Genomic DNA, 20,829 nt, shown 5'->3' with positions numbered 1-20,829 from the left:
AAAATAATGGTACAATAGTAAAAACTTAAAATTTACTGAATAGAGTAATAATATTGGGGGTAATGAGATTGGCTGAATTACGTAGTAACATGATCAAAAGCGGTTTTGACCGCGCACCGCACCGCAGCTTGCTTCGCGCCGCAGGGGTAAAAGAAGAGGACTTCAACAAACCATTTATCGCTGTTGTTAACTCATATATTGATATTGTTCCAGGACATGTTCATCTGCAAGAGTTTGGAAAAATTGTCAAAGATGCAATTCGTGAAGCTGGTGGTGTTCCATTTGAAATGAACACGATTGGTGTTGATGACGGGATTGCAATGGGACATATCGGCATGCGCTATTCGCTTCCAAGTCGTGAAATCATCGCAGATTCAGTTGAAACTGTTGTGAACGCACACTGGTTTGATGGAATGGTTTGTATTCCAAACTGTGATAAAATCACTCCGGGAATGATGATGGCTGCATTACGGATTAACATTCCGACGATTTTTGTTAGTGGTGGACCAATGGCTGCAGGTAAGGATGCTGCAGGTAACGCCCTCAACCTAAACTCTGTATTTGAAGGCGTTGGAGCTTTCCAATCTGGTCTTATTGATGAAGAGAGACTAACAGAAATCGAGCAAGTAGCTTGCCCAACCTGTGGTTCATGCTCAGGTATGTTCACTGCTAACTCTATGAACTGCTTGGCTGAAGGACTAGGACTAGCTTTACCAGGAAACGGAACAATTTTAGCAGTTGCAGAAGAAAGAAAAGATTTTGTTAAACAATCTGCAAAGCAGCTAATGGAACTTATTAAAAAAGATATTAAACCACGTGATATCGTGACGATTGATACGATTGATAATGCTTTTGCATTAGATATGGCGATGGGTGGATCGACTAATACCGTTCTTCATACATTAGCTCTAGCTCATGAAGCAGAGATTGATTATTCACTAGAGCGAATCAACGATATTGCCAGTCGAGTACCACATCTTGCAAAAATCGCACCAGCATCAAATTATCATATTGAAGACGTGCACAGAGCGGGTGGTGTAAGTGCCATCATCAACGAGCTTCTTAAGTTGCCTAATGCAATTAAAGGGGATTGTCTAACCGTTTCTGGCAAAACATTACAGGAGAATGTTGCTGGCGCTGAGATTCTAGATAAGGAAGTCATTAGACCATTAGACAACCCTTATTCCGAGCGCGGCGGCTTAGCAGTATTGTTCGGAAATCTTGCTCCAGATGGCGCCGTAATTAAAGTTGGTGCGGTTGATCCAGCGGTTGGCGGATACCATAGAGGTCCAGCAATCTGTTTTGATTCACAAGAACAAGCATTATCCGGAATTATCACTGGAAAAGTACAGGAAGGACATGTTGTTGTCATTCGTTACGAAGGGCCTAAAGGCGGTCCAGGTATGCCAGAAATGCTTGCACCAACATCACAAATCGTAGGGCGTGGACTTGGAGCAAAAGTTGGTTTGATTACGGATGGTCGTTTCTCAGGTGCATCCCGTGGTATTTCAATCGGTCATATTTCTCCTGAAGCAGCAGAAGGTGGTCCAATCGCGTTTGTTGAGGATGGAGACATCATCGAGCTTGACTTAAATAATCGTAAAATTACGCTTGAAATTTCTGATGAGGAAATGGCAAAACGTAAAGCAAACTGGAAGGGCTTTGAGCCGAAAGTGAAAAAAGGTTATTTAGCTCGTTACTCAAAGCTTGTAACAAGCGCAAATACAGGTGGAGTAATGAAAATTTAATTATGAAATGTTCCCAAGAGATCTGGCTTATTAGTCAGGTCTCTTTTATTTTGAAATCTAGCATGATGTAGAAAATATGACCAATTTATTTTCTGCTTTTAGGAAAAATAAGGATATAATGGTTTATTGTAGGGTTAATAAATGACAATTAATTTCTAAACAGTTATTGGAAAGGTTGGGATTCTAATTTGAGAAATAAATCGGTCTTACTCGTTGCCATAACATCGGTGTTAGCATCTCTTATATGTATCGTTGGTCTTGGTATAACTTTATTCGATTACTTTGATACTCCGAGCAAACCAATTAAGAAAGAAGTTGTAAACACAGAGCCAAAAAAGGACAAGGATAGGGTGCAAATTGTGGCTTTAGGTGATTCCCTAACACGTGGAACTGGCGATTTAGAAGGGAAGGGCTATGTAGGCTACTTAGTGACTCAGCTAGAGGAAAAAACGGAGCGGAAACTTGCCCTATCGAACTTAGGGATTAAGGGTTTGCGCTCTGAACAGTTAGTTAAACAGGTTAAGCAGGAGGAAATAAAAAGACAGGTTGAAAATGCTGATATACTGCTCATCACAATTGGTGGGAATGATTTGTTTCGCGGTGGTGAAGGACTTGCCGATATGAGCTCTGGAAGTCTGCAGCCAATCGAGTCAGCATATACACAAAATTTACAGGCGATATTCACAGAACTTCGTTCAGTAAATAAGGAAGCTGAAATATTTTTTATTGGACTTTATAACCCGTTTATCGATTTAGAAAATGCAGCTGAAACATCCAAGGTTGTCCGTGCATGGAACTATAATAGTGCCGAAATTAGCGCAGGTTTTCCAAATACTGTTTTTGTGCCAACTTTTGATTTATTTCAGCTCAATGTAAATGATTATTTATTTTCCGATAAGTTTCATCCGAATACTGAAGGCTACCAACTCATCGCCGAACGGGTTGCCTCATTAATTACGTTGTAAAGGTGGGAGCATATGAGCGAAATTACAATGTCAGTCAAAGGACTTAAAAAGGTAATAGGAAAGAAGGAGATTATTAAGGGAATAGATTTTGAACTTAAAAAAGGGGAGGTTTTTGGATTTTTAGGGCCTAATGGTGCTGGCAAAACGACAACAATTCGGATGCTCGTAGGCCTAATCCGACCCACATCAGGTTCAATTTATATTTGTGGTCATAATGTTGCAACCGAATTTACAAAGGCGATGGAATTTCTTGGGTGCATTGTTGAAAACCCGGAGATGTATCCGTATTTAACTGGCTGGGAGAACCTACAGCATTTCGCTGGGATGTTACCGAACATTGGTGATGAACGAATTATTGAAGTGACAAAAAAAGTTGGTTTACAAGAAAGAATTCACGATCGAGTAAAAACATACTCGCTAGGAATGAGACAAAGACTAGGGATTGCGCAAGCTTTGTTAGGAAATCCTAAAGTACTAATTTTAGACGAGCCAACCAATGGATTAGATCCTTCCGGTATTCGGGATATGCGCCAATTCATACGCCTTTTAGCTGAGGAAGAAGGCCTTAGTGTACTTGTTTCAAGTCATTTACTAAGCGAAATCCAATTAATGTGTGACCGGGTTGCTATCATTTCAAAGGGAACAATGATCAAAACCGATACAGTAGATAATCTATTAACACAACAAGAACGATTAATTTGGAGATTGGATCCAATTCAAAAAGGCATTAAGTTACTTGATGAAATGACAGAAGTCGTAAAGCAGGAAGGTGAATTCATCATCACCCCATATGTAGAAGAATGTGTTGGGGATTGGAATCGGAAATTAGTGGAGGCAAATGTAACAGTCTTAGAAATGAACAGAAAACTACCTTCTTTAGAAGATTTATTTTTGGAAATGACAGGGGGGGATTATATTGATTAATCTCATCCATAATGAATTACTCAAAATTGTCCGAAAAAAGAAACTGGTTGTCGTAATCATGATTATGGCAGTACTGATTTCTATGTTCACATATGCACAGTACCGCGAACAAGATAGAATTCAAGAGACTTTAGGTACAAGGGATTGGCGGACAATGCTGCAGCAAGATATTGTGAACAAACAAAATCGATTGAGTAGCACGGGAATTTCTGAGGAATGGAAGAAACAGCTCCAAATCTCGATTGAACAACAGCAGTATTATTTGGACCACGATATTAATCCGACTGAGCCTGGTGCACCAACGTTCGTTAGAGAGTTTCTTCAGCATGCGATTCAGCTATTATTGCCATTATTGGTGATGATTATTGCTTCAGATATTGTGTCTTCTGAGCACAGTGCTGGGACTGTAAAACTTTTATTGACAAGGCCGGTAAAACGCTGGCGTATTTTATTTAGTAAGTACATGACATTAATACTATCTGTTTCATTTTTAATTATGGCCTTTGCTGTATTGTCTTATTTAATATCTGGTCTTGTGTTTGGATACAACGGTTGGTCAGCTCCTATATTAACTGGATTTACGGTTGAAAATGGAGAATTAAGCACTGCGGGTGTCCACCTTGTTCCACAATGGAAATTTTTATTAATGGTGTTTGGATTAGCCTGGTTTGTATCTTTAGTAGTAGGAACGCTTTCATTCATGCTATCAACATTAATCAAAAGTACAGCAGCAGGGATGGGTGTCATGCTAGCTTGCTTAATTGCAGGAATGATTTTAACCAATATGGTTTCGTCATGGGAATCTGCCAAATATTTATTTATGGTCAATTTAACCCCAACACAGTACTTGACTGGGGGAACACCACCTATTGAGGGAATGACCTTAGGTTTTACGCTGATGGTGTTATTGATTTGGGGAATTGCTGGGATTTTCGTCTCATTTTTCACATTTACGCGAAAAGATGTGTATTAATTTTGCAAAAAACCTTGTCACGATTATTGTGCAAGGTTTTTTACATGAAGATAGAAGAAATATTAAGAATAATTCCAATTGAAGATGTTAAGTATAACAATAGTATATGAAACTCTAATCTCATTATGGAGGTATTATGATTGACACGTTTTGGACAAACACATTTTGGTACATTTTACTCGGAATTGTCACAATAATTGAATTAATCATTGTTTTTACTAAAGCTAAAAGAAAATGGTTCACACTCGCATTTTATTTAACTATTTTAGGATTAACACTTAACTTTGAAACCGTAATCCTAATATTCTTAGATTCCTATGAGTATTACCCATACATTTTAAAAAATCCTCCTCTCGCTTACGATGATATTCTCGCTGGGAATGTTTTTTCTCAAACTTCCGTTTCGGCAACAGGTCTATTATTTATAATACTTAAATTAAGGTTTTATTGGGCAATTATCTTCGGTTTCATATACGGTGGTATTGAGGAATATTTTATATACTTGGGGATTTACAGTCATAATTGGTATAAGACATGGATGACGATAATGTTGATCCCAATATTTATTTATATTTCTAAATGGATGTATTACAAAATACAAACAGGGTTAAAACCCGTTTTCTACTATTTTTATATTTTTCTTGGACTATTTCCGACCTATATTATTTTTCTGGTTTGGGGAGTATGGATATTAACTGAAATTCAAACATTTAATATCAGTCTTTTTGATCATCCGATATGGAGTCGTTCTACCCTGATATTGTTACAATTCATTGTTTACGCTTGGATTTTGATAATTTCCATATTAAAGGGTGTAAAAAGGAGTTTGCAGAGTGTCGTTATCCTATTTCTGTATGTGCTATATTACGTTTGTTATCGTAGTAATTGGTTCATCATTAAAGACGGTTGGTTCTTTGTTGTCTCGACGGTTTCAATTGGCTGGTTGTATATATCTATTTGTTACCTGAATAAGTGGTATGTGAGCCGAAATGTATAATATTGCAAGATGTGTCAGCTTCATTTTTTTGTTTTTGTAATAAAAAAGGCAAACCCAAAGGCCTGCCTTTTTGTTACTTTATGCTGTTTCAGCCTGTTTCGAATCTTTTGTTACATAGACCCTATATAATACCAAGGCTAACAAGGATAACACAGTTCCAATTATATAAGGTAATCCTATAGACAGCGTGAATAGCCAACCGCCAAGGACAGGCCCCGCAATTCTACCAAATGAATCAAAAGACGATAGTAATCCTGTGGCACTGCCGTGTCCGGTATTTGATTGCTTAGTTAACAAAGATGAAATACTCGGCCGAATTACGCCATTTCCAATACCAAATATCGTTAAGAAAATAGCAGCTGTAATAAAATCATCGATGAGTAATATCAAGGCAAATCCAATCGCGGAAATAATGATACCACCTTGAATCACAGGTCCTTCCCCGTATTTTTTTGTTAATTTTCCCATCATCCCACCTTGAACGAATGCCCCAGCGAGACCCATAATCATGAAGACATAGCCCATTTCAGTCGAATCCATTCCCGCTTTTTTAGCTGCAAAATAAGCAAATGTTGCTTCTAATCCAGACAATGATAACGAAATAAACAGCTGAAGAATAAATAAGATGGATAAACTTCCACTAAACGCTTTCCACATGGATGTTTCTTTTTTGGCATTTTCCAATCTACTTTCTGCAGTTGAAGATTCTTTTAGGAAAAGTACAATTAGTATGAGTGTAATAATCGAAGAAGCTGCGGCAAGATAAAATGGTAAGCTCAAGCTGTTTTTTGAAAAAATCCCGCCAATGGCCGGTCCAAAAACAAACCCAAGTCCCACTGCAGCGCCAATTATTCCCATACCTTTCCCTCGGTTTTCAGGAGTAGTAATATCAGCAACATATGCCATTGAAGTTGGCATGTTTGCTGATGATAGTATTCCTCCGATAATACGAGCTGCAAAGAGCATCCAAATACTGTCCGCGATTGCCATCAAATAAAATGATAAGGCAAGGCCTGTAATCCCGAGCAATAACACAGGTTTTCGACCAATCCTGTCCGATACTTTCCCCCATATCGGTGAAAATACCAGTTGCATAATTGAATATACTGACATTAACAGTCCTAATTCGGTGGGTGATGCACCAAGCTCCTCTGCATAAAAGGGCAATACAGGAATAATAATTCCAAAGCCAACCATGACTAGGAACATCACAAAAAACAAGATTAACATCGCATTTTTATTGTTCAAGCAAGTTTCACTTCCTAACTTATCCGTTAATTATCATTAACATAATTTATCATATTTACTTAGATAATGGAATTGTCTTGCTTTGAATACATAAATATGTTGCTATCTCAAAATAAAAAAACAGAGCCATTTATAGAAGCTGGCTCTGTTTTTTCAATGCTTTTTATTAATAACTGAAGCGGACTATTCCGTATAAAGCATCCAGAACAACCTCAGCTTCTTGTTCTTTACCAGGTGGTATTGGAATTTTAAATTCGGCGATTGTTTCTGTTTCGCCTGCAGAAAATTCAATTTTAACAAATATACATGGGGGAATATCATTAGTAATTTCAAGGGCTTTAAAATAAGCAAAGCGGTTCCAGCTATAAAATATGACATCGCCAATTAATACACCATCGGGACAGATAAAAACTTCTTTCACGTCTCCTAACTTCTTATTGTACCACGATAGAGCACTTCCTTTTCCTTGAAAGGATGCAAAGTTTATTGAATCATCATATGTCCAATGAGCTAGGTAAGTTTTGTCACCTGATAAAATCTTTTTCCGCACAGAATTAGTTTTTTTCTTTGTAAACCAGAATAGTGAATAAATAGCAATTCCAATGATTAAGATGATACCTATAATAAACGGGAGATAAAAGCTCATCAATTACACCCCCATAAATAGATGTTGTTATTAATCATATTGGTAAAAACCTAATTCATTCCATTAACAGATGATGATATTTTTTCGAGGAAATTAGCAAGATCTAACATACATGATATGGCCTGTTCCATTTTAATGATGAAAGACTTAACAAATCAATTAAATACGGTATAATATAATACAGTGAATAGAGCCTAGAAATCAATTCACTCAGTAATTAGTCAATGTTGAAAGCGAGTGTTCATGATGGGTCGTAAATGGAATAATATTAAGGACAAAAAAGCGTCAAAAGATGCGAATACAAGTCGTATTTATGCAAAATTTGGGGTTGAAATTTATGTTGCAGCCAAACAAGGCGAGCCAAACCCTGAAGCGAATCAGGCATTAAAGTTTGTACTTGAACGCGCGAAAACTTATAATGTGCCAAAGCATATTATTGATCGTGCGATAGATAAAGCAAAGGGTGGTTCTGAAGAAAACTACTCAGAGCTTCGCTATGAAGGTTTTGGACCTAATGGATCAATGGTAATTGTTGATGCTCTAACGAACAATGTTAACCGTACAGCTTCTGACGTGCGTGCTGCCTTCGGGAAAAATGGAGGTAACATGGGTGTGAGCGGATCAGTTGCTTATATGTTTGATGCAACTGCTGTAATCGGGTTAGAAGGAAAAACATCTGATGAAGTTTTAGAAATATTAATGGAAGCCGATGTGGATGTCCGCGACATTCTTGAAGAAGATGAAGCAGTAATCATCTATGCAGAACCGGACCAATTCCATGCTGTTCAAGAAGCATTAAAAGCTGCAGGTGTAACGGAATTCACAGTAGCGGAACTTACAATGCTGGCACAAAGTGAAGTAACACTTCCAGAGGATGGACTAGCAAAATTTGAAAAAATGATTGATGCTTTAGAAGATTTAGATGATGTTCAACGTGTTTATCACAACGTTGATTTAGGGGAATAATACATAAACACAGACCTTTTGTACAATTACAAGGGTCTGTTTTTTATTTATAATTAAAAATTTTCAAAAAATGATTGACGAAGTTTACAAACTGTCATATATTAATATTAACAAAAATAAATTGTTATATAACAGTTAACGAAAAGGGAGAGATGAAAATGGATATTTATCGTCAGGCATATGAAAGCTACAAATCGGCTTGTGAAAACTATGGGATGGAATCAATGAACTTTAATATGTTTATTAAACATTTAACCGATGAACAACTATCAGAATTCAGTAAAACAAATCTTTAATGAATTAGGATGTGATTATCACGGATATTGAAGCGGAAGTCAAAGGCTAAAACCCTGCCAGGTACAATTAACACGAGGCAGGTTTTTTTGTTGTTTCTATTTACATAAGAAAACCATTTAGATCATGGTAAAATTAAGCGGTACGGAATTTGCTAATCTATTATCAGAGATGAAGATTCTACGATAATATATATCAAATAGTGAATAAATCCACCATTAATTATGTTAAAATAACTAAGTGAAGTTTTTAAATTAATTGAATATTTTAAAATACTAATGTTTATGGTGGTGAGCGCATGAAATATGGAGGAAGGTTCAGCGTTTCTTTTATTAGCTTATTAGTTGGAATTCCATACTGCGTTTACAATTACCTTACGCTCCACAGTACGATTCGAACAACGATAGACGTATCAGTACTAATAGCAGTGACAACCATTGTCTATTGGTTAGGTATGCAATATGATAAAGCGAACTATTTTCATAAGCAATTAGTGATAAAGCAACATCAGTTATCAAAAAGCTATCGAGAATTAATGGAATTCCAACAAAAATTGCAACAGATGGCTTACTATGATGAATTAACTTCTTTGCCTAATCGCATCCATCTTTACACTTTTTTAAAAAAATCTATAACTGAATTACAACTTAACAAGCAGACTCTTGTTGTTCTGTTTATTGATTTGGATGGGTTTAAGGAAGTAAATGATACCACAGGTCACAAAATTGGTGATATGCTACTAAAAGAAGCAGGAAACCGTATTCAGTGTTGTATACGAGATGATGATCTAGTTTCAAGGCTTGGTGGAGATGAATTTATAGTAGTTCTAAATCATTGTGATCTGAAAGACGCTTCAGAAGTTGCAAGTCGTATCATTAACGAAGTATCAAAGCCATATACTTTTAATGATGAATTCATTCATGTTACTGCTAGTATTGGTGCGAGCATCGCTCCGCAAGACGGAGAGGAAGAGGAAATACTTATACAAAGAGCTGATAAGGCAATGTATTATGCAAAAAAACAAGGAAAAAACACATTTGCTTTCTATCATGAGGATTTAGAGAACGTGTACTCAAAAAATTATATGGTCATTGAAAAATCATAACAAAATCAAGACAAAAATGTACGATAATTTGATAATCAATTTTATTAATCCTCCTACAAAAGTAGGAGGATATATTACTTTTCATACATATTGTTGGTCAAGATAAGTGAAAAATAGTATTTGGGAGGGATTGGATGAGTCAGAATCAACAAGTAGAACAAGGGCCCGAACAAGCTAGGGTCAACTCAATTATCCAAGAAATTGATGAGAAAATGGCTAAACTTAAATCTAAAGGCGGAGATGTAAGCCTCGATGTTAAAGAAATACGGGAAACGTTTTGGAATGATGTCACCGTTAACCTCGATGAGCCTGATGATGTAATTGAGACGCATACAAGTTTACGTCAACATGCTGAATTGTTAGGGGAACGCGAGCGAAGTCATACGCAAATTAATCGGGAATTGAGAACACTGGAGCGATTGAAGAATTCACCATATTTTGGCCGGATTGACTTTTTGGAGCGTGATGAAAAACATTCTGAATCAATCTATATTGGGATTGCCTCGTTTATGGATCAAGCTGATGAAGAATTCCTTATATACGATTGGCGTGCACCCATTTCTAGTCTGTATTATGATTTCCCACCTGGTCCAGCTCAGTATAACACCCCCGTTGGAATCATCAGTGGCGAAATGACGCTAAAACGTCAATTTATGATAAAAAAAGGAATTATCCATGCAATGTTTGACTCAGGGGTAACAATTCGAGATGAAATGCTCCAAGCCGTACTTGGAAATAACGCTGATACCCAGATGAAAAGCATTGTTGCAACCATTCAAAAAGAACAAAATGAAATTATCCGGAATGAAAAGAGTAAAATTGTGGTAGTTCAAGGTGTGGCTGGCTCCGGAAAAACCTCGGCAGCATTGCAGAGAGTTGCATATTTGTTATATCGTTACCGAGAGTCTCTTTCACCAGAAAATATGATTCTTTTTTCACCTAATCCATTATTTAATAGCTATGTATCAACCGTATTGCCGGAGCTTGGCGAAGAGAATATGCAACAAAGTACATTTCAAGAATATCTCGACCAGCGCTTGAGCAAAGAATTTACACTAGAAGATTCTTTTGACCAAATTGAATATATTTTAACGGCGAAAAATAGCGATGAGTATGAAACAAGATTAACTAGTATTCGGTTTAAAAGTAGTATTGAATTTAAACAAATGATTGAACAGCACGTAAAAGAATTAGCTCAACAAGGATTAATTTTTAATCATCTCATTTTCAGAAAAAAAATCATCATTTCTAAGGAACAAATTTATGAGTATTTTTATAATTTGGACCGTAGCTATCCAATCCCTAATCGTCTGCAACTTGTAAAGGAATGGCTCTTCAAGGAATTGAAAAAGAGGTCAAAGCTAGAACAACAAAAAAAATGGGTTGAAGAAGCCGTGCAATTCCTTGATAAGGATGATTTTATAGAAGCTTTTGAGCAACTACAGGAAAAGGGCTATTACTCGGAGAATAGCTTTGATGATTTCGATCGCGAACAACATTTACTATCAGAAATGCTTGTAAAGCAGAAGATGAAGCCTTTGTTTAATCGGGTTAAGTCTTTTCAATTCGTTGATATCGCTTCCATTTATCAACAGCTATTTTTAATGCAGAGTCAGTCGACTTTAGAAAACTATGCAGCAATTAGCAAGCTGACATTCGAACAACTCCAACAAAAGAAAATCCTCTATGAGGACGCGACACCATTTGTATTTTTACAAGACTTAATACTTGGTAAAAGGTCTAATAGTTCCATCCGTCATATCTTTATTGACGAAGCCCAGGATTATTCGCCATTTCAGTTTGCTTTTATAAAAAACATGTTTCCTTATAGCAAAATGACCTTGTTAGGTGATATTAATCAAGGAATCTATAGCGAATCAAGCGGGTACACAGAAACGCTTGCGGAGCGAGTGGAGAGTAATAATGAATCTGTTGCGAGTTATGTTTTAAACCAAACATATCGTTCAACGAAACCAATAGTTGAACTTACAAGTTATCTAATCCAGAATGGTCAGCAAATTATACCGTTCAATCGACCTGGCAATAAACCAACAGTTAACGTAGTAGATAATCGGCAGTTGTTGCATACAAGCCTAATAAATATAATTAAGGATTATGAAAAAAACGGACATGAAACGATAGCGGTAATATGTCGAACTGCTTTTGAAAGCAAGCAAACGTACGAGGCGCTAAAAGGATATGTATCACTACGTTTGATTGAAAAAGGCACGATTACGTTTGAAAATGGCGTTGTCATTATTCCAGCTTATTTAGCCAAAGGAATTGAATTCGATGCGGTTATCATCTATGATTCATCGCAATATGTAGAAGAAAGTGAGCGAAAGTTATTTTACACTGCTTGCACGAGGGCGATGCATAATCTCCATATTGCTTCAATCAGCAAATTTAGTCCACTAATGTCTGACATACCAGAAGATAAATATCAATACATTTGAGAGTTATAGGTAAAACGACAAAAGGCTGTCTGATTAATAATCAGCAGCCTTTACTTTTTCGCTACAACGACAATTGCTGGAGAAGAACTTGTATATTCATTCCCTGTAAAATCACCATATAAACTTATTTCAGAGAAACCCGCTTCTTGTAATACAGAGATTAGTTCATACGATTGAAGCGGATAAAGCTCAACCGTGTTTTCAAAGGATTCCGTACCCCCATTGACTTCTACCGTTAATTTTCCGGTAAAGAGTATTTTTTCCCCACTGAATTCATAGGTTCGTTGGAATTGAATTCCATCCGGTTTTGTGATTAAGGGAAGCTCTTTAATCTGCTCTGCGATGATTTTGTCATAATTTACGGTTTGGATAATGAAGGTTCCATCATTCTCCAACATTTTATATACATCGTTGATCATAAGTCTAATTGCCTCAAGCGATGGTAAATGGACAATTGAATTACCAATACACGTAATGACATCAAAGCTTGAAGTAGCCAACTGCTCGATTTTTTCCATTGGTAGGACTAAAGCTTGCAAAGGTATGTTTTCAAGCTTTGCTTTTTCAATCATTTTTGCAACCATGTCTGCTTCGCTATCTGTAGCTGTAACCTCAAAGCCTCGTTTCGCAAAGAGGATAGCTTGATTTCCCGTACCGGCGGCGATATCAAGCATTCGTGAACCTACTTGACAATTATTTTCGATGAAGTCTATTTGAGCAAAATTTGCTGGAAAGAGTAAATCATAATATTGATGAAGCTGCTGATAAAAGCTCATAGAAATTACCTCCTAATGAAATTTACTCCATAACATTATTATACCCTTAATCATCGTGAAGTGACGGATTATTACATTGTTTGTATGAATAGGGTAGGAATGGAAAAGCTAGTTAATGTCGAGAATACAATTTCTAGGTTGCTACTGTTTATACATTAAAAAGTAATAAAACCTTCACAACTATATATGCCATTCAGTGTTAAAATACTTTTATGTTACTACAGTTGGGAGAGACATCGATGGAGGAATTACTTAAACAGTTAATTGAAAATGTTCATGAAATAAAAAATAACGTAGCCAGAATTGATGAATCAATACAGGGCTTAGAGCAACGTTTATCGCGTCTGGAAAAAATGGATAGTATCGAGCATCGCGTTTCCGTTAATCAAATTGATTTGACAGATATAAAGGAAATTGTTGAGAAGGTCGAACAATTCCAACGGGATATTATTCTACCAATGACAAAAAGACAAAGCAGTGAAGAATTGGCGTATATCCATAAACGCTTAGATGCACAATTGACTAAGATCGCCCAAAATGAAGAAGCGATATTGATGATGTCTGGAAAAACAGAAAAAACCAATTAAATGTATTGAATAAAAGCCCCCACGAATCAAGCGTGGGGGCTTAACTAATTAGTTATCTAAATTTACTTGAGTGCGAGTTTTGAAGGATAGCTGTTTTTTGAGGTTTACAGTAATATCCTCTAATAATAGCTCCATCCCAACAACTGTAAGTGAAAGAAAGTCAGCGTAATGCTTCTTAACCTCCCATTTCAATTCGTGCTCACCACAAATACTGTATTCATTAATTCCTTCAATCTCTTTTTTGATTTTCGCTAATTCAGCCGTTTTTTCTGCTTCTGGCAAAGTCATAAGATGATCTATTTGTGCAATATATTTCATTGAAGCAGAAATTTTACTTTGCACATCTTCATGTGTAGCTTTATCGATCAGGTTATATCTAAGTTTGAAGTCATTTAATAAACTAGCAGATTCATAGGTTGAATTAACAATTTCGTCGCGAGTCATTTTATTTGTTTCATAGCTAAGCATATATTTCCAAGATGGGGCCTTAATTGCCTCACGGTGATCTTCAAGTGAATGACAGAATTTTTTATAACCGTATAATTCAGGGTTTTCGAATGCTGGGCTAGCAGGATCTAAGAACGGTGCTAGCGGAGCAACAAAGTATGAAAGGCGACGGTCTTGGTTACATGAATTATGAATTTCTTCAACGAAATCGATGTTTTTCAAGACACTTGCATAATCTTGATCAGGAATACCGACCATGAAGAATAAATCAATTTTTGCACAACCATGTTTTAATGCATAATTCAGCGTATCAATTACCTTCTTATTAGTACAACGGAATTTTCCGTTAAAACGACGAATGCCTTCATCGTGTGTTTCAAGTGTTAATTCCATGCTATATTTTGGCACAGCATCGTTAATCTTTTTGAAGAATTCCTCATCTGCATATTGGAACAACTCAAATACTAATTCATTTTTTAAGTTAATTTTCTTTAAACGTCCTAAAAAGTCATCAACATATTCTTTTCCACCTTGACGAATATCATGGAGAATGAATATTGGCGCACGGCTAAAGCGTTGAATAAATTGAATATCTTCAACTAGCTTAGCAGGTGATCGTAATGCTAGTCCTGGTCTGTTACAGTTTTGTTCATACGATAGCTTTGAACCACCGCAAATCAAGCAGCCTTGCGTACATCCACGAGCTGTTAAAATAGCAGTGTTTGGATATTGTAACCAACCGTTATATGGAAGCGGATCTTTAAAGTTTAAATATTTGAATACTGATTTTATGGAGTACCGGTAACCAGGAACATCGAATTCATCTAGGCTATCAGGAACATAGGTGATATCGTTAGAAATCGTTTCTCCCTGTTCATTTCTCCATGTTAAGTTCGGAATATCTAAATAGTTCTTTTTCCCATATTTGATTTCTTCTATTAACATAAGCATTAATTTCTCAGTTGAATCACCGCGCATGACAAAATCAATAAACGGATAGTCGTTAATTAGGTCTTTGTGATAGTAAGTTGCAGATAATCCACCAAATATGATGGGTGTTTCAGGATGGAATTTCTTTGTGAGCTTTGCCAGTTCAATACTTCCATGTGCATGTGGAAGCCAGTGTAAATCGATACCAATCGCCGCTGCTTTAATTCCTTTTAGTTTCTTCTCGACATTAAAGTTAGGATTCATCAGCATGCGGTTAGCAATATTGATAATCTTTACTCTTAGACCATGGCGCTCCAAGTAATCTGCAATACTAGTTAACCCGATTGGGTACATTTCAAATACTGGAGAAGAAGGTACTACGTCACTGATTGGGCCTGCCAATAAAGAATTCTCACGAAAATCATAAACACTTGGTGCATGTAAAAGTACTAAATCGTATTTCATATATATTCACCCCTGAGAGTTAATTTGTAAAAAATTATTCTAATAAAGTTAAAGTGATGTTATTCACATCTGCTACGTGTTAATCGTAATAAAAAAAGCAAGCTAAATCTATAACTATTAAATTTGGACAAGAAACGTTCGAAAAGCTGTTTCTAAATATTGTCCAACTGTGATTTTTTTCGCATTTATTTCGTTGTATGAAAGAAATAAGCGATATTTTTACTGTTTTAATATAATTTCTGAACATATTGAATTATTTTTTAAATAGTGTAAAATTACACTATAGGCAAAACGTGGAAGTGAAAATAAAAAATGATTAAGGAGGTGTACGGTTTTGGACCGACCTTCAAAGCAAGAAAGAAAAGCGTTATTTTTGGAGGAATTACATTTATTACTTGAAGAGGATTACATTAACGGAAGGCAATTTAATGACATTGCGAGGGCACATCATAAGTATTACCGCGATTTACAAGATGATCACGAGTTAAATCACGCAGTGAAAAAAGCGGCGATGCAGGCACCTTGGCCAACATCATCTTCAACTGTAACAGCTAAACCAAAACGCACCATTCTAGCAAAGCCGCAGCGAGAAATTAAAAAGCTCAACCCAGAGGAGATTAGGGAACGCAATATCACTTGGTCGCTTAATCTCGGAGTCATTTTACTTTTAATTGGTGGTTTGTTTGTGGCAACGAGTAATTGGGCATCGATGCCAAATTGGATGAAGAGTGGCTCGATTGGTTTAGTATCATTTCTGTTTTTTGGAATTTCCTATTTTTCAAAGCGCGTATTAAAAATTGAAAAAACGGGTTTAGCCTTCATTGTTTTAGGAAGTTTATTTTTACCCATTTTCCTTTTATCAATTGGCTGGTTTAAATTGCTTGGTGATTATTTCTCCTTTAATGGCGAAGGAAGATATATTTTCGGTTTGATTAGTTGTATTCTTCTTATTCCTATTTATATTGCAATTGCCCGGAAGCTTTCATCTCGACTATTTGTATGGTTTTCATATTTAACTACAACAACTGGAGCGGCGTTTTTAATCGCGGCACTGCATTTGCGACAAGACTGGTTTTATTTTGGCTTTATGCTTTATAACGTAGGTACTGTACTGGTGTTTCACCGTTTAAAGAAACAGGAATCCTTAAAGCTTTTCACGAATGAACTAGTGGCATTTGCCCAAATTCAGCTAATCCTATCTTCATTATTAACGTTAATTTTTTATGAAAACGGTCTTGTTAATGGATTAAACCTCCTACTTACAGCTGCAGTGTACCTTGCTATGGTATTTGTAAGTGGCAAAAAAGAATACCATTTTATATTTAGTACGATGATTGTCTATGGTGCCTATCAAGTAATATATCATTCGATGCTTAATAGCTTCGCCGAAGTACTCTTTGTTTTAGTGGGTATTGGCTTTTTAGCACTTCCGAAATTCCTTGATGAACAAGACCATTGGCGAAAGGTGTTTCAATTAACGAGTGCTGTTGTCTCAGGTGCAGCATTTATCTATATCAGCCTTGAGGCTTTTTATGTAAATATGATGTTTGATACACCTTCATGGGCGATTTTCTTTGCCTATTTATTGTTGGCTGGACAATTTGTTTATTTAGCAAACAACTTGAGGCTATTACTCTTTCATTATTTAAGCCCCATCTTTTTGGCAGCATCTTTGTTTGAATTAATTCATTTCGCAAATCTGATAATAAAGCTTAATGACTTATCTCTGCCAATATTTTTGATTGGTTTTACTCTATTTTGCACCATCGGATTTCTAATGAAGCAAACTTATCTTCTAATCATCAAACAAAGTTCCCGCGACATTGGTATGGCCATTATGATGGTAGGTATTTTGATGACACTGTATCACGAGAAATGGCTTCAGTTAGGAATTATCAATTTATTGATAAGTGCATGTTTTTATTTAAGCGAGAAAATAGACCAACGTAAGATCCTCAAGCTTGCAATACCGTGGTTGTTGCCACTTTCATTGGCATTTTCAGGTTTAGCATTTGCAGAACAAATCCGTGTTAGTTCAGATTATTATTATGTGAATTTCGGGATTGTCATGAACGCAATCGTCGCAAGTGCAAGTTCTTTTTTAGCGTACTATGTATGGACAAGAATAAAGCAAATCGAGCTTGCGAATAACTCTTTTTTAGTCGGTCAAGGCTTTTATTCACTCGCCATCTTATTTGCGCTAACATTTAATATCGATGAAGTTTGGGTACGGCCAGCAGTGCTAGTTGTTGGTATAGCCGTTTATATTGCTTTTTATCTAGTACTTAGATACAAATACCTACCATATATAATCGGCATATTGAGCTTAATCACATATTTTGTAGTTCTCCAATCACTCTATCTTCAAGTTCAAGTGCCAACGACGATGATTTATTTGGAAAATACACTTGGTGGAGTACTTATACTAATTGCAGGTTTAGTGGTATCTCGGAAGAGTTCGGCGATTGCCAGTGGGTTCGTCTGGGTTGGTCATCTTTATCTTCCGGGTGCACTCCTATTTAGCTTCTTTATTTTTACCGAGAATACAGTATGGAACTTTTTATTATCAGGAGCCGTTTATTTTACGAGCGCATATTTAGTTCAAACAGAATGGCAGATTAAAGCATTTCTATATAGTGGGTTTACTTCGATTTACTTATGGTTTGTTACTGGAATGCTAAGTCTTAAGCTCGAACTTGAGCCACAGTATTCATTTTTATTTACCAGTTTGACTATTTTTGTATATTGGCTGTTAGCATCACCCAATTTTAAAAATCGAGCAAAATATTATCTTGTACCATTTTCAATGTTAGGCATTGCCGCCTTTATTGGTACGTACCCATACAGCTTGACACTCTATGCCGTAACCGTTATATATGCGTTTGGGTTGATTGCCTATTTGACTGTGATTAAGTGGAATATCATGACGCTTATTCCGTTGTTGTTATTCTTTTCGGCAACAATGAAATATTTAAAAATAGCAACCTTCTTAAACGAATATAAAATAACATTAGTATGTGGTATTGGTTTAGTTTTATTATTCGTTGGAAAGCTTGTTTATCAACAGTTTTATGAGGAAGACGACAAAGGTTCTGTAAAACAAATTGATGGCTATACGATCACAGCTCTCTTGTTTCTTGGTTCAGGTTACCTTTATAAAACCGAGCTGATATTTACAGCTTTTATACCGGGAGTGCTACTCTCATTTGGCCTATGGCTACAAATAGCACGCATACCTGAACGTTTTCGAATATGGGTAAAGCTCGTCAGTGGTATTTACCTCATTGAACCTTACTATTCAACACTTGCAATGCTAAATATTCCTGAATTATTTGAAAGGGAATTGCAAATGCTTCCGTTAGTGGTCGTGTCAATATACTTACAACACTGTTTAAACGGAAAATATAAGCTGATAACAAGTAAAATCCATTGGTCGATATTAATATTAGTCTCATTGTTTCTTATTCAAGATGGACTTGAAAGCTCGACAATATACGATGCCCTAATTTTAGGGACTTTATCGCTTGTTTCGATGTTAGTAGGAATGTTCTTGAAGGTTAAATCGTATTTTATCGTTGGTTCTGGGGTCCTGTTATTAAACGTGTTGCTACAAACAAGACCGTTTTGGGGGAATATGCCATGGTGGGCATACTTACTAATTGCTGGTTCAATCCTCATATCTGTAGCAAGCTTCAACGAATGGAACAAGCAAAAAGTCGCAAAAGGCGAAATCACCGGCATAACTAAGCTTAAGGAAAAATTAGTTGCTTGGTATAAAAAGTGGGATTAACCAAAAATGGCTGACACTTAAGGTGTTAGCCATTTTTGGAGATATTTGTACAAGAGATATGATTGTTGAATATAGTCGAATTTTGTTAATAAAAATCATATCGCGTTTGGTCACATTCGTGATATGATTTTTATGCTTTTGTAATATGCGATAGGGAGGGTGCTATGGAACAATTTGTTCTTATTTTTGTTGGACTTATTTTATCCACATTTATTCTATTATTATTTTTAAAAACCAAACATATGATTAGACTCGAAGAAAGCTTAGATGATGTACAAGCCTTTATCGAAAATAATGGCGGAACACATGTATCGCATTTAACTTTTCTTAATGATAAAGAAGTGTATCGTACTAGTAATAACAAGATTTTGTTTGTGTTTCAAAAGATAGGAAACAAATTCATTGTTCTAGGTGATCCAATCGGTAAAGATGAGTTCATACGTGAAGGAATTAAGGAATTTGAACAGTACTGTAAAAAGCTGAATAAAAAACCAGTATTTTATCAAGTGTCTGAACGTTTTATGTTGTACTATCGGAATTTCGATTATCGATTATTCAAATTAGGAGAAGAGGCTAAACTAGATTTACATGAATTTAGCCTAGCAGGAAAAAAAGGTGCCAAGCTACGAACAAGAAAAAATAAATTCGAACGAAACGGTTTTCAGTTTGGAGTATCATTTCCACCTCATAATCACGAACTGCTCAATAGGGCTGAAGAAATATCAGACTGTTGGCTAGGTGATCGTAAAGAAAAGGGCTATTCTGTTGGGTTCTTTTGTAGGGATTATCTTTCCCGTTTTCCGATTGCTACATTAAGCAACCCCGATGGAGAAGTGATTGCCTTTGCTTCACTTGCCTGTGATAAACAAAAACGGAAACGGACATTTACGATTGATTTAATGAGACATATTTCTGATTGTCCTCACGGTACTATGGATTTCTTGTTTTTGTCGATTTTTCAATGGTGTAAGGAGAAAGGCTATGATTGGTGCAGTATGGGAATGTCACCTTTAGCTAATGTAGGACATAGTAAGCATGCAACAATACATGAGAAGTTGGCACGGTTCGTGTTTGAACATGGTGATTCTTTTTATAAGTTTAAGGGTTTACACGAATACAAGAAGAAGTTTGCTCCGCAGTGGGAGGCTCGATACCTAGTTTATAAGAAGGTATTTTTACCATTTTTATTTTTGCAATTAATTATTCTTATCCATCAAAATAATGCGAAGAGAGATGAAGGAAAGCTGGCCAGAGGTTTAAGCCGTGTCAGTTAATGCGAGAAACAAAAGCAAATATGTAACATTAATAAGGCGAAGTCCAGGGATGCCAGGGCTTTGTCTTTTTTTAGGTATTTAATGTCTTTTTTGAATGCACAAATACATTCATTGTAATAAAATGAAAGTAAGGTAAGTGTTGGTATGATAAGTGTTATCTTAGTTTTCTTTGTGTTTTTAGTATGGACACTTGTGCTTGTGAATCGGAAAAACTTCAGGTTATTAGGGGAGGCTAATT

Annotated in this window: 15 protein-coding genes; 11 read left to right on the top strand and 4 right to left on the bottom strand. The window is 36.2% G+C overall.

The window, feature by feature from the left end; translation table 11 throughout:
- Positions 1-68 precede the first annotated feature (68 nt).
- The 4 genes from ilvD (at position 69) to FXW34_RS14650 (ending at position 4,610) form a co-directional block, all read left to right on the top strand.
- Entirely contained in the window at positions 69-1,748 is a 1,680-nt protein-coding gene (gene ilvD, locus FXW34_RS14665; protein WP_187118970.1) for a dihydroxy-acid dehydratase, read from the top strand.
- A gap of 188 nt (positions 1,749-1,936) precedes the next feature.
- On the top strand, positions 1,937-2,713 hold the full coding sequence (locus FXW34_RS14660; protein WP_147534750.1) for an SGNH/GDSL hydrolase family protein: 777 nt from the start codon (positions 1,937-1,939) through the stop codon (positions 2,711-2,713).
- Between the two features lie 12 nt (positions 2,714-2,725).
- Entirely contained in the window at positions 2,726-3,637 is a 912-nt protein-coding gene (locus FXW34_RS14655) for an ABC transporter ATP-binding protein (protein WP_147534749.1), read from the top strand.
- Positions 3,630-4,610 carry an ABC transporter permease gene (locus FXW34_RS14650; protein ID WP_147534748.1) on the top strand — a complete coding sequence of 327 codons (981 nt, stop codon included), beginning with the start codon at positions 3,630-3,632 and terminating at the stop codon, positions 4,608-4,610. Before FXW34_RS14655 ends, FXW34_RS14650 begins: the two co-directional genes overlap by 8 nt.
- 1,075 nt (positions 4,611-5,685) lie before the next feature.
- On the opposite strand, the gene FXW34_RS14645 is transcribed toward FXW34_RS14650, so the two are convergent.
- Both FXW34_RS14645 and FXW34_RS14640 read right to left on the bottom strand, forming a co-directional pair.
- On the bottom strand, positions 5,686-6,855 hold the full coding sequence (locus FXW34_RS14645) for an MFS transporter (protein ID WP_147534747.1): 1,170 nt from the start codon (positions 6,853-6,855) through the stop codon (positions 5,686-5,688).
- A gap of 166 nt (positions 6,856-7,021) precedes the next feature.
- Complete coding sequence (locus FXW34_RS14640; protein ID WP_147534746.1) at positions 7,022-7,501, bottom strand: hypothetical protein; 480 nt, start codon at positions 7,499-7,501, stop codon at positions 7,022-7,024.
- A 246-nt stretch (positions 7,502-7,747) separates the two neighbouring features.
- Here FXW34_RS14640 and FXW34_RS14635 point away from each other — a divergent pair, with 246 nt between their 5' ends.
- From FXW34_RS14635 to helD, 4 genes are all read left to right on the top strand, one after another.
- Positions 7,748-8,467, top strand: a complete 720-nt coding sequence (locus FXW34_RS14635; protein ID WP_147534745.1) for a YebC/PmpR family DNA-binding transcriptional regulator — start codon at positions 7,748-7,750, stop codon at positions 8,465-8,467.
- A 158-nt stretch (positions 8,468-8,625) separates the two neighbouring features.
- A complete protein-coding gene (locus tag FXW34_RS22985) occupies positions 8,626-8,763 on the top strand; it encodes a hypothetical protein (RefSeq protein WP_187118969.1) in 138 nt (45 codons plus the stop codon).
- A gap of 296 nt (positions 8,764-9,059) precedes the next feature.
- Positions 9,060-9,866, top strand: a complete 807-nt coding sequence (locus tag FXW34_RS14630; protein ID WP_147534744.1) for a GGDEF domain-containing protein — start codon at positions 9,060-9,062, stop codon at positions 9,864-9,866.
- Between the two features lie 134 nt (positions 9,867-10,000).
- Entirely contained in the window at positions 10,001-12,322 is a 2,322-nt protein-coding gene (helD, locus tag FXW34_RS14625; RefSeq protein ID WP_147534743.1) for an RNA polymerase recycling motor HelD, read from the top strand.
- A gap of 50 nt (positions 12,323-12,372) precedes the next feature.
- Here the strand turns inward: helD and FXW34_RS14620 are convergent, their stop codons facing one another.
- The gene (locus FXW34_RS14620; protein ID WP_147534742.1) at positions 12,373-13,098 is read right to left on the bottom strand and encodes a class I SAM-dependent methyltransferase; all 726 of its coding nucleotides are present in this window, start codon (positions 13,096-13,098) and stop codon (positions 12,373-12,375) included.
- Positions 13,099-13,337: 239 nt separating this feature from the next.
- On the opposite strand from FXW34_RS14620, the gene FXW34_RS14615 reads away from it, so the two are divergent.
- Positions 13,338-13,685 (top strand): hypothetical protein, encoded by a 348-nt coding sequence (locus FXW34_RS14615; RefSeq protein WP_147534741.1) that lies wholly within the window; start codon positions 13,338-13,340, stop codon positions 13,683-13,685.
- A gap of 48 nt (positions 13,686-13,733) precedes the next feature.
- Here FXW34_RS14615 and FXW34_RS14610 read toward each other — a convergent pair whose 3' ends face one another.
- On the bottom strand, positions 13,734-15,527 hold the full coding sequence (locus FXW34_RS14610; protein WP_147534740.1) for a TIGR04190 family B12-binding domain/radical SAM domain protein: 1,794 nt from the start codon (positions 15,525-15,527) through the stop codon (positions 13,734-13,736).
- Positions 15,528-15,861: 334 nt separating this feature from the next.
- Here FXW34_RS14610 and FXW34_RS14605 point away from each other — a divergent pair, with 334 nt between their 5' ends.
- Together FXW34_RS14605 and FXW34_RS14600 are read left to right on the top strand one after the other, a co-directional pair.
- The gene (locus tag FXW34_RS14605) at positions 15,862-19,317 is read left to right on the top strand and encodes a hypothetical protein (RefSeq protein ID WP_147534739.1); all 3,456 of its coding nucleotides are present in this window, start codon (positions 15,862-15,864) and stop codon (positions 19,315-19,317) included.
- 164 nt (positions 19,318-19,481) lie between these two features.
- On the top strand, positions 19,482-20,591 hold the full coding sequence (locus tag FXW34_RS14600; RefSeq protein WP_147534738.1) for a phosphatidylglycerol lysyltransferase domain-containing protein: 1,110 nt from the start codon (positions 19,482-19,484) through the stop codon (positions 20,589-20,591).
- The last annotated feature ends 238 nt before the right edge of the window (positions 20,592-20,829 follow it).

This window comes from Bacillus marasmi (assembly GCF_902168435.1).
GTDB lineage: Bacteria > Bacillota > Bacilli > Bacillales > Cytobacillaceae > Bacillus_BU > Bacillus_BU marasmi.
This window is presented reverse-complemented; position numbering and strand designations above follow the sequence as displayed.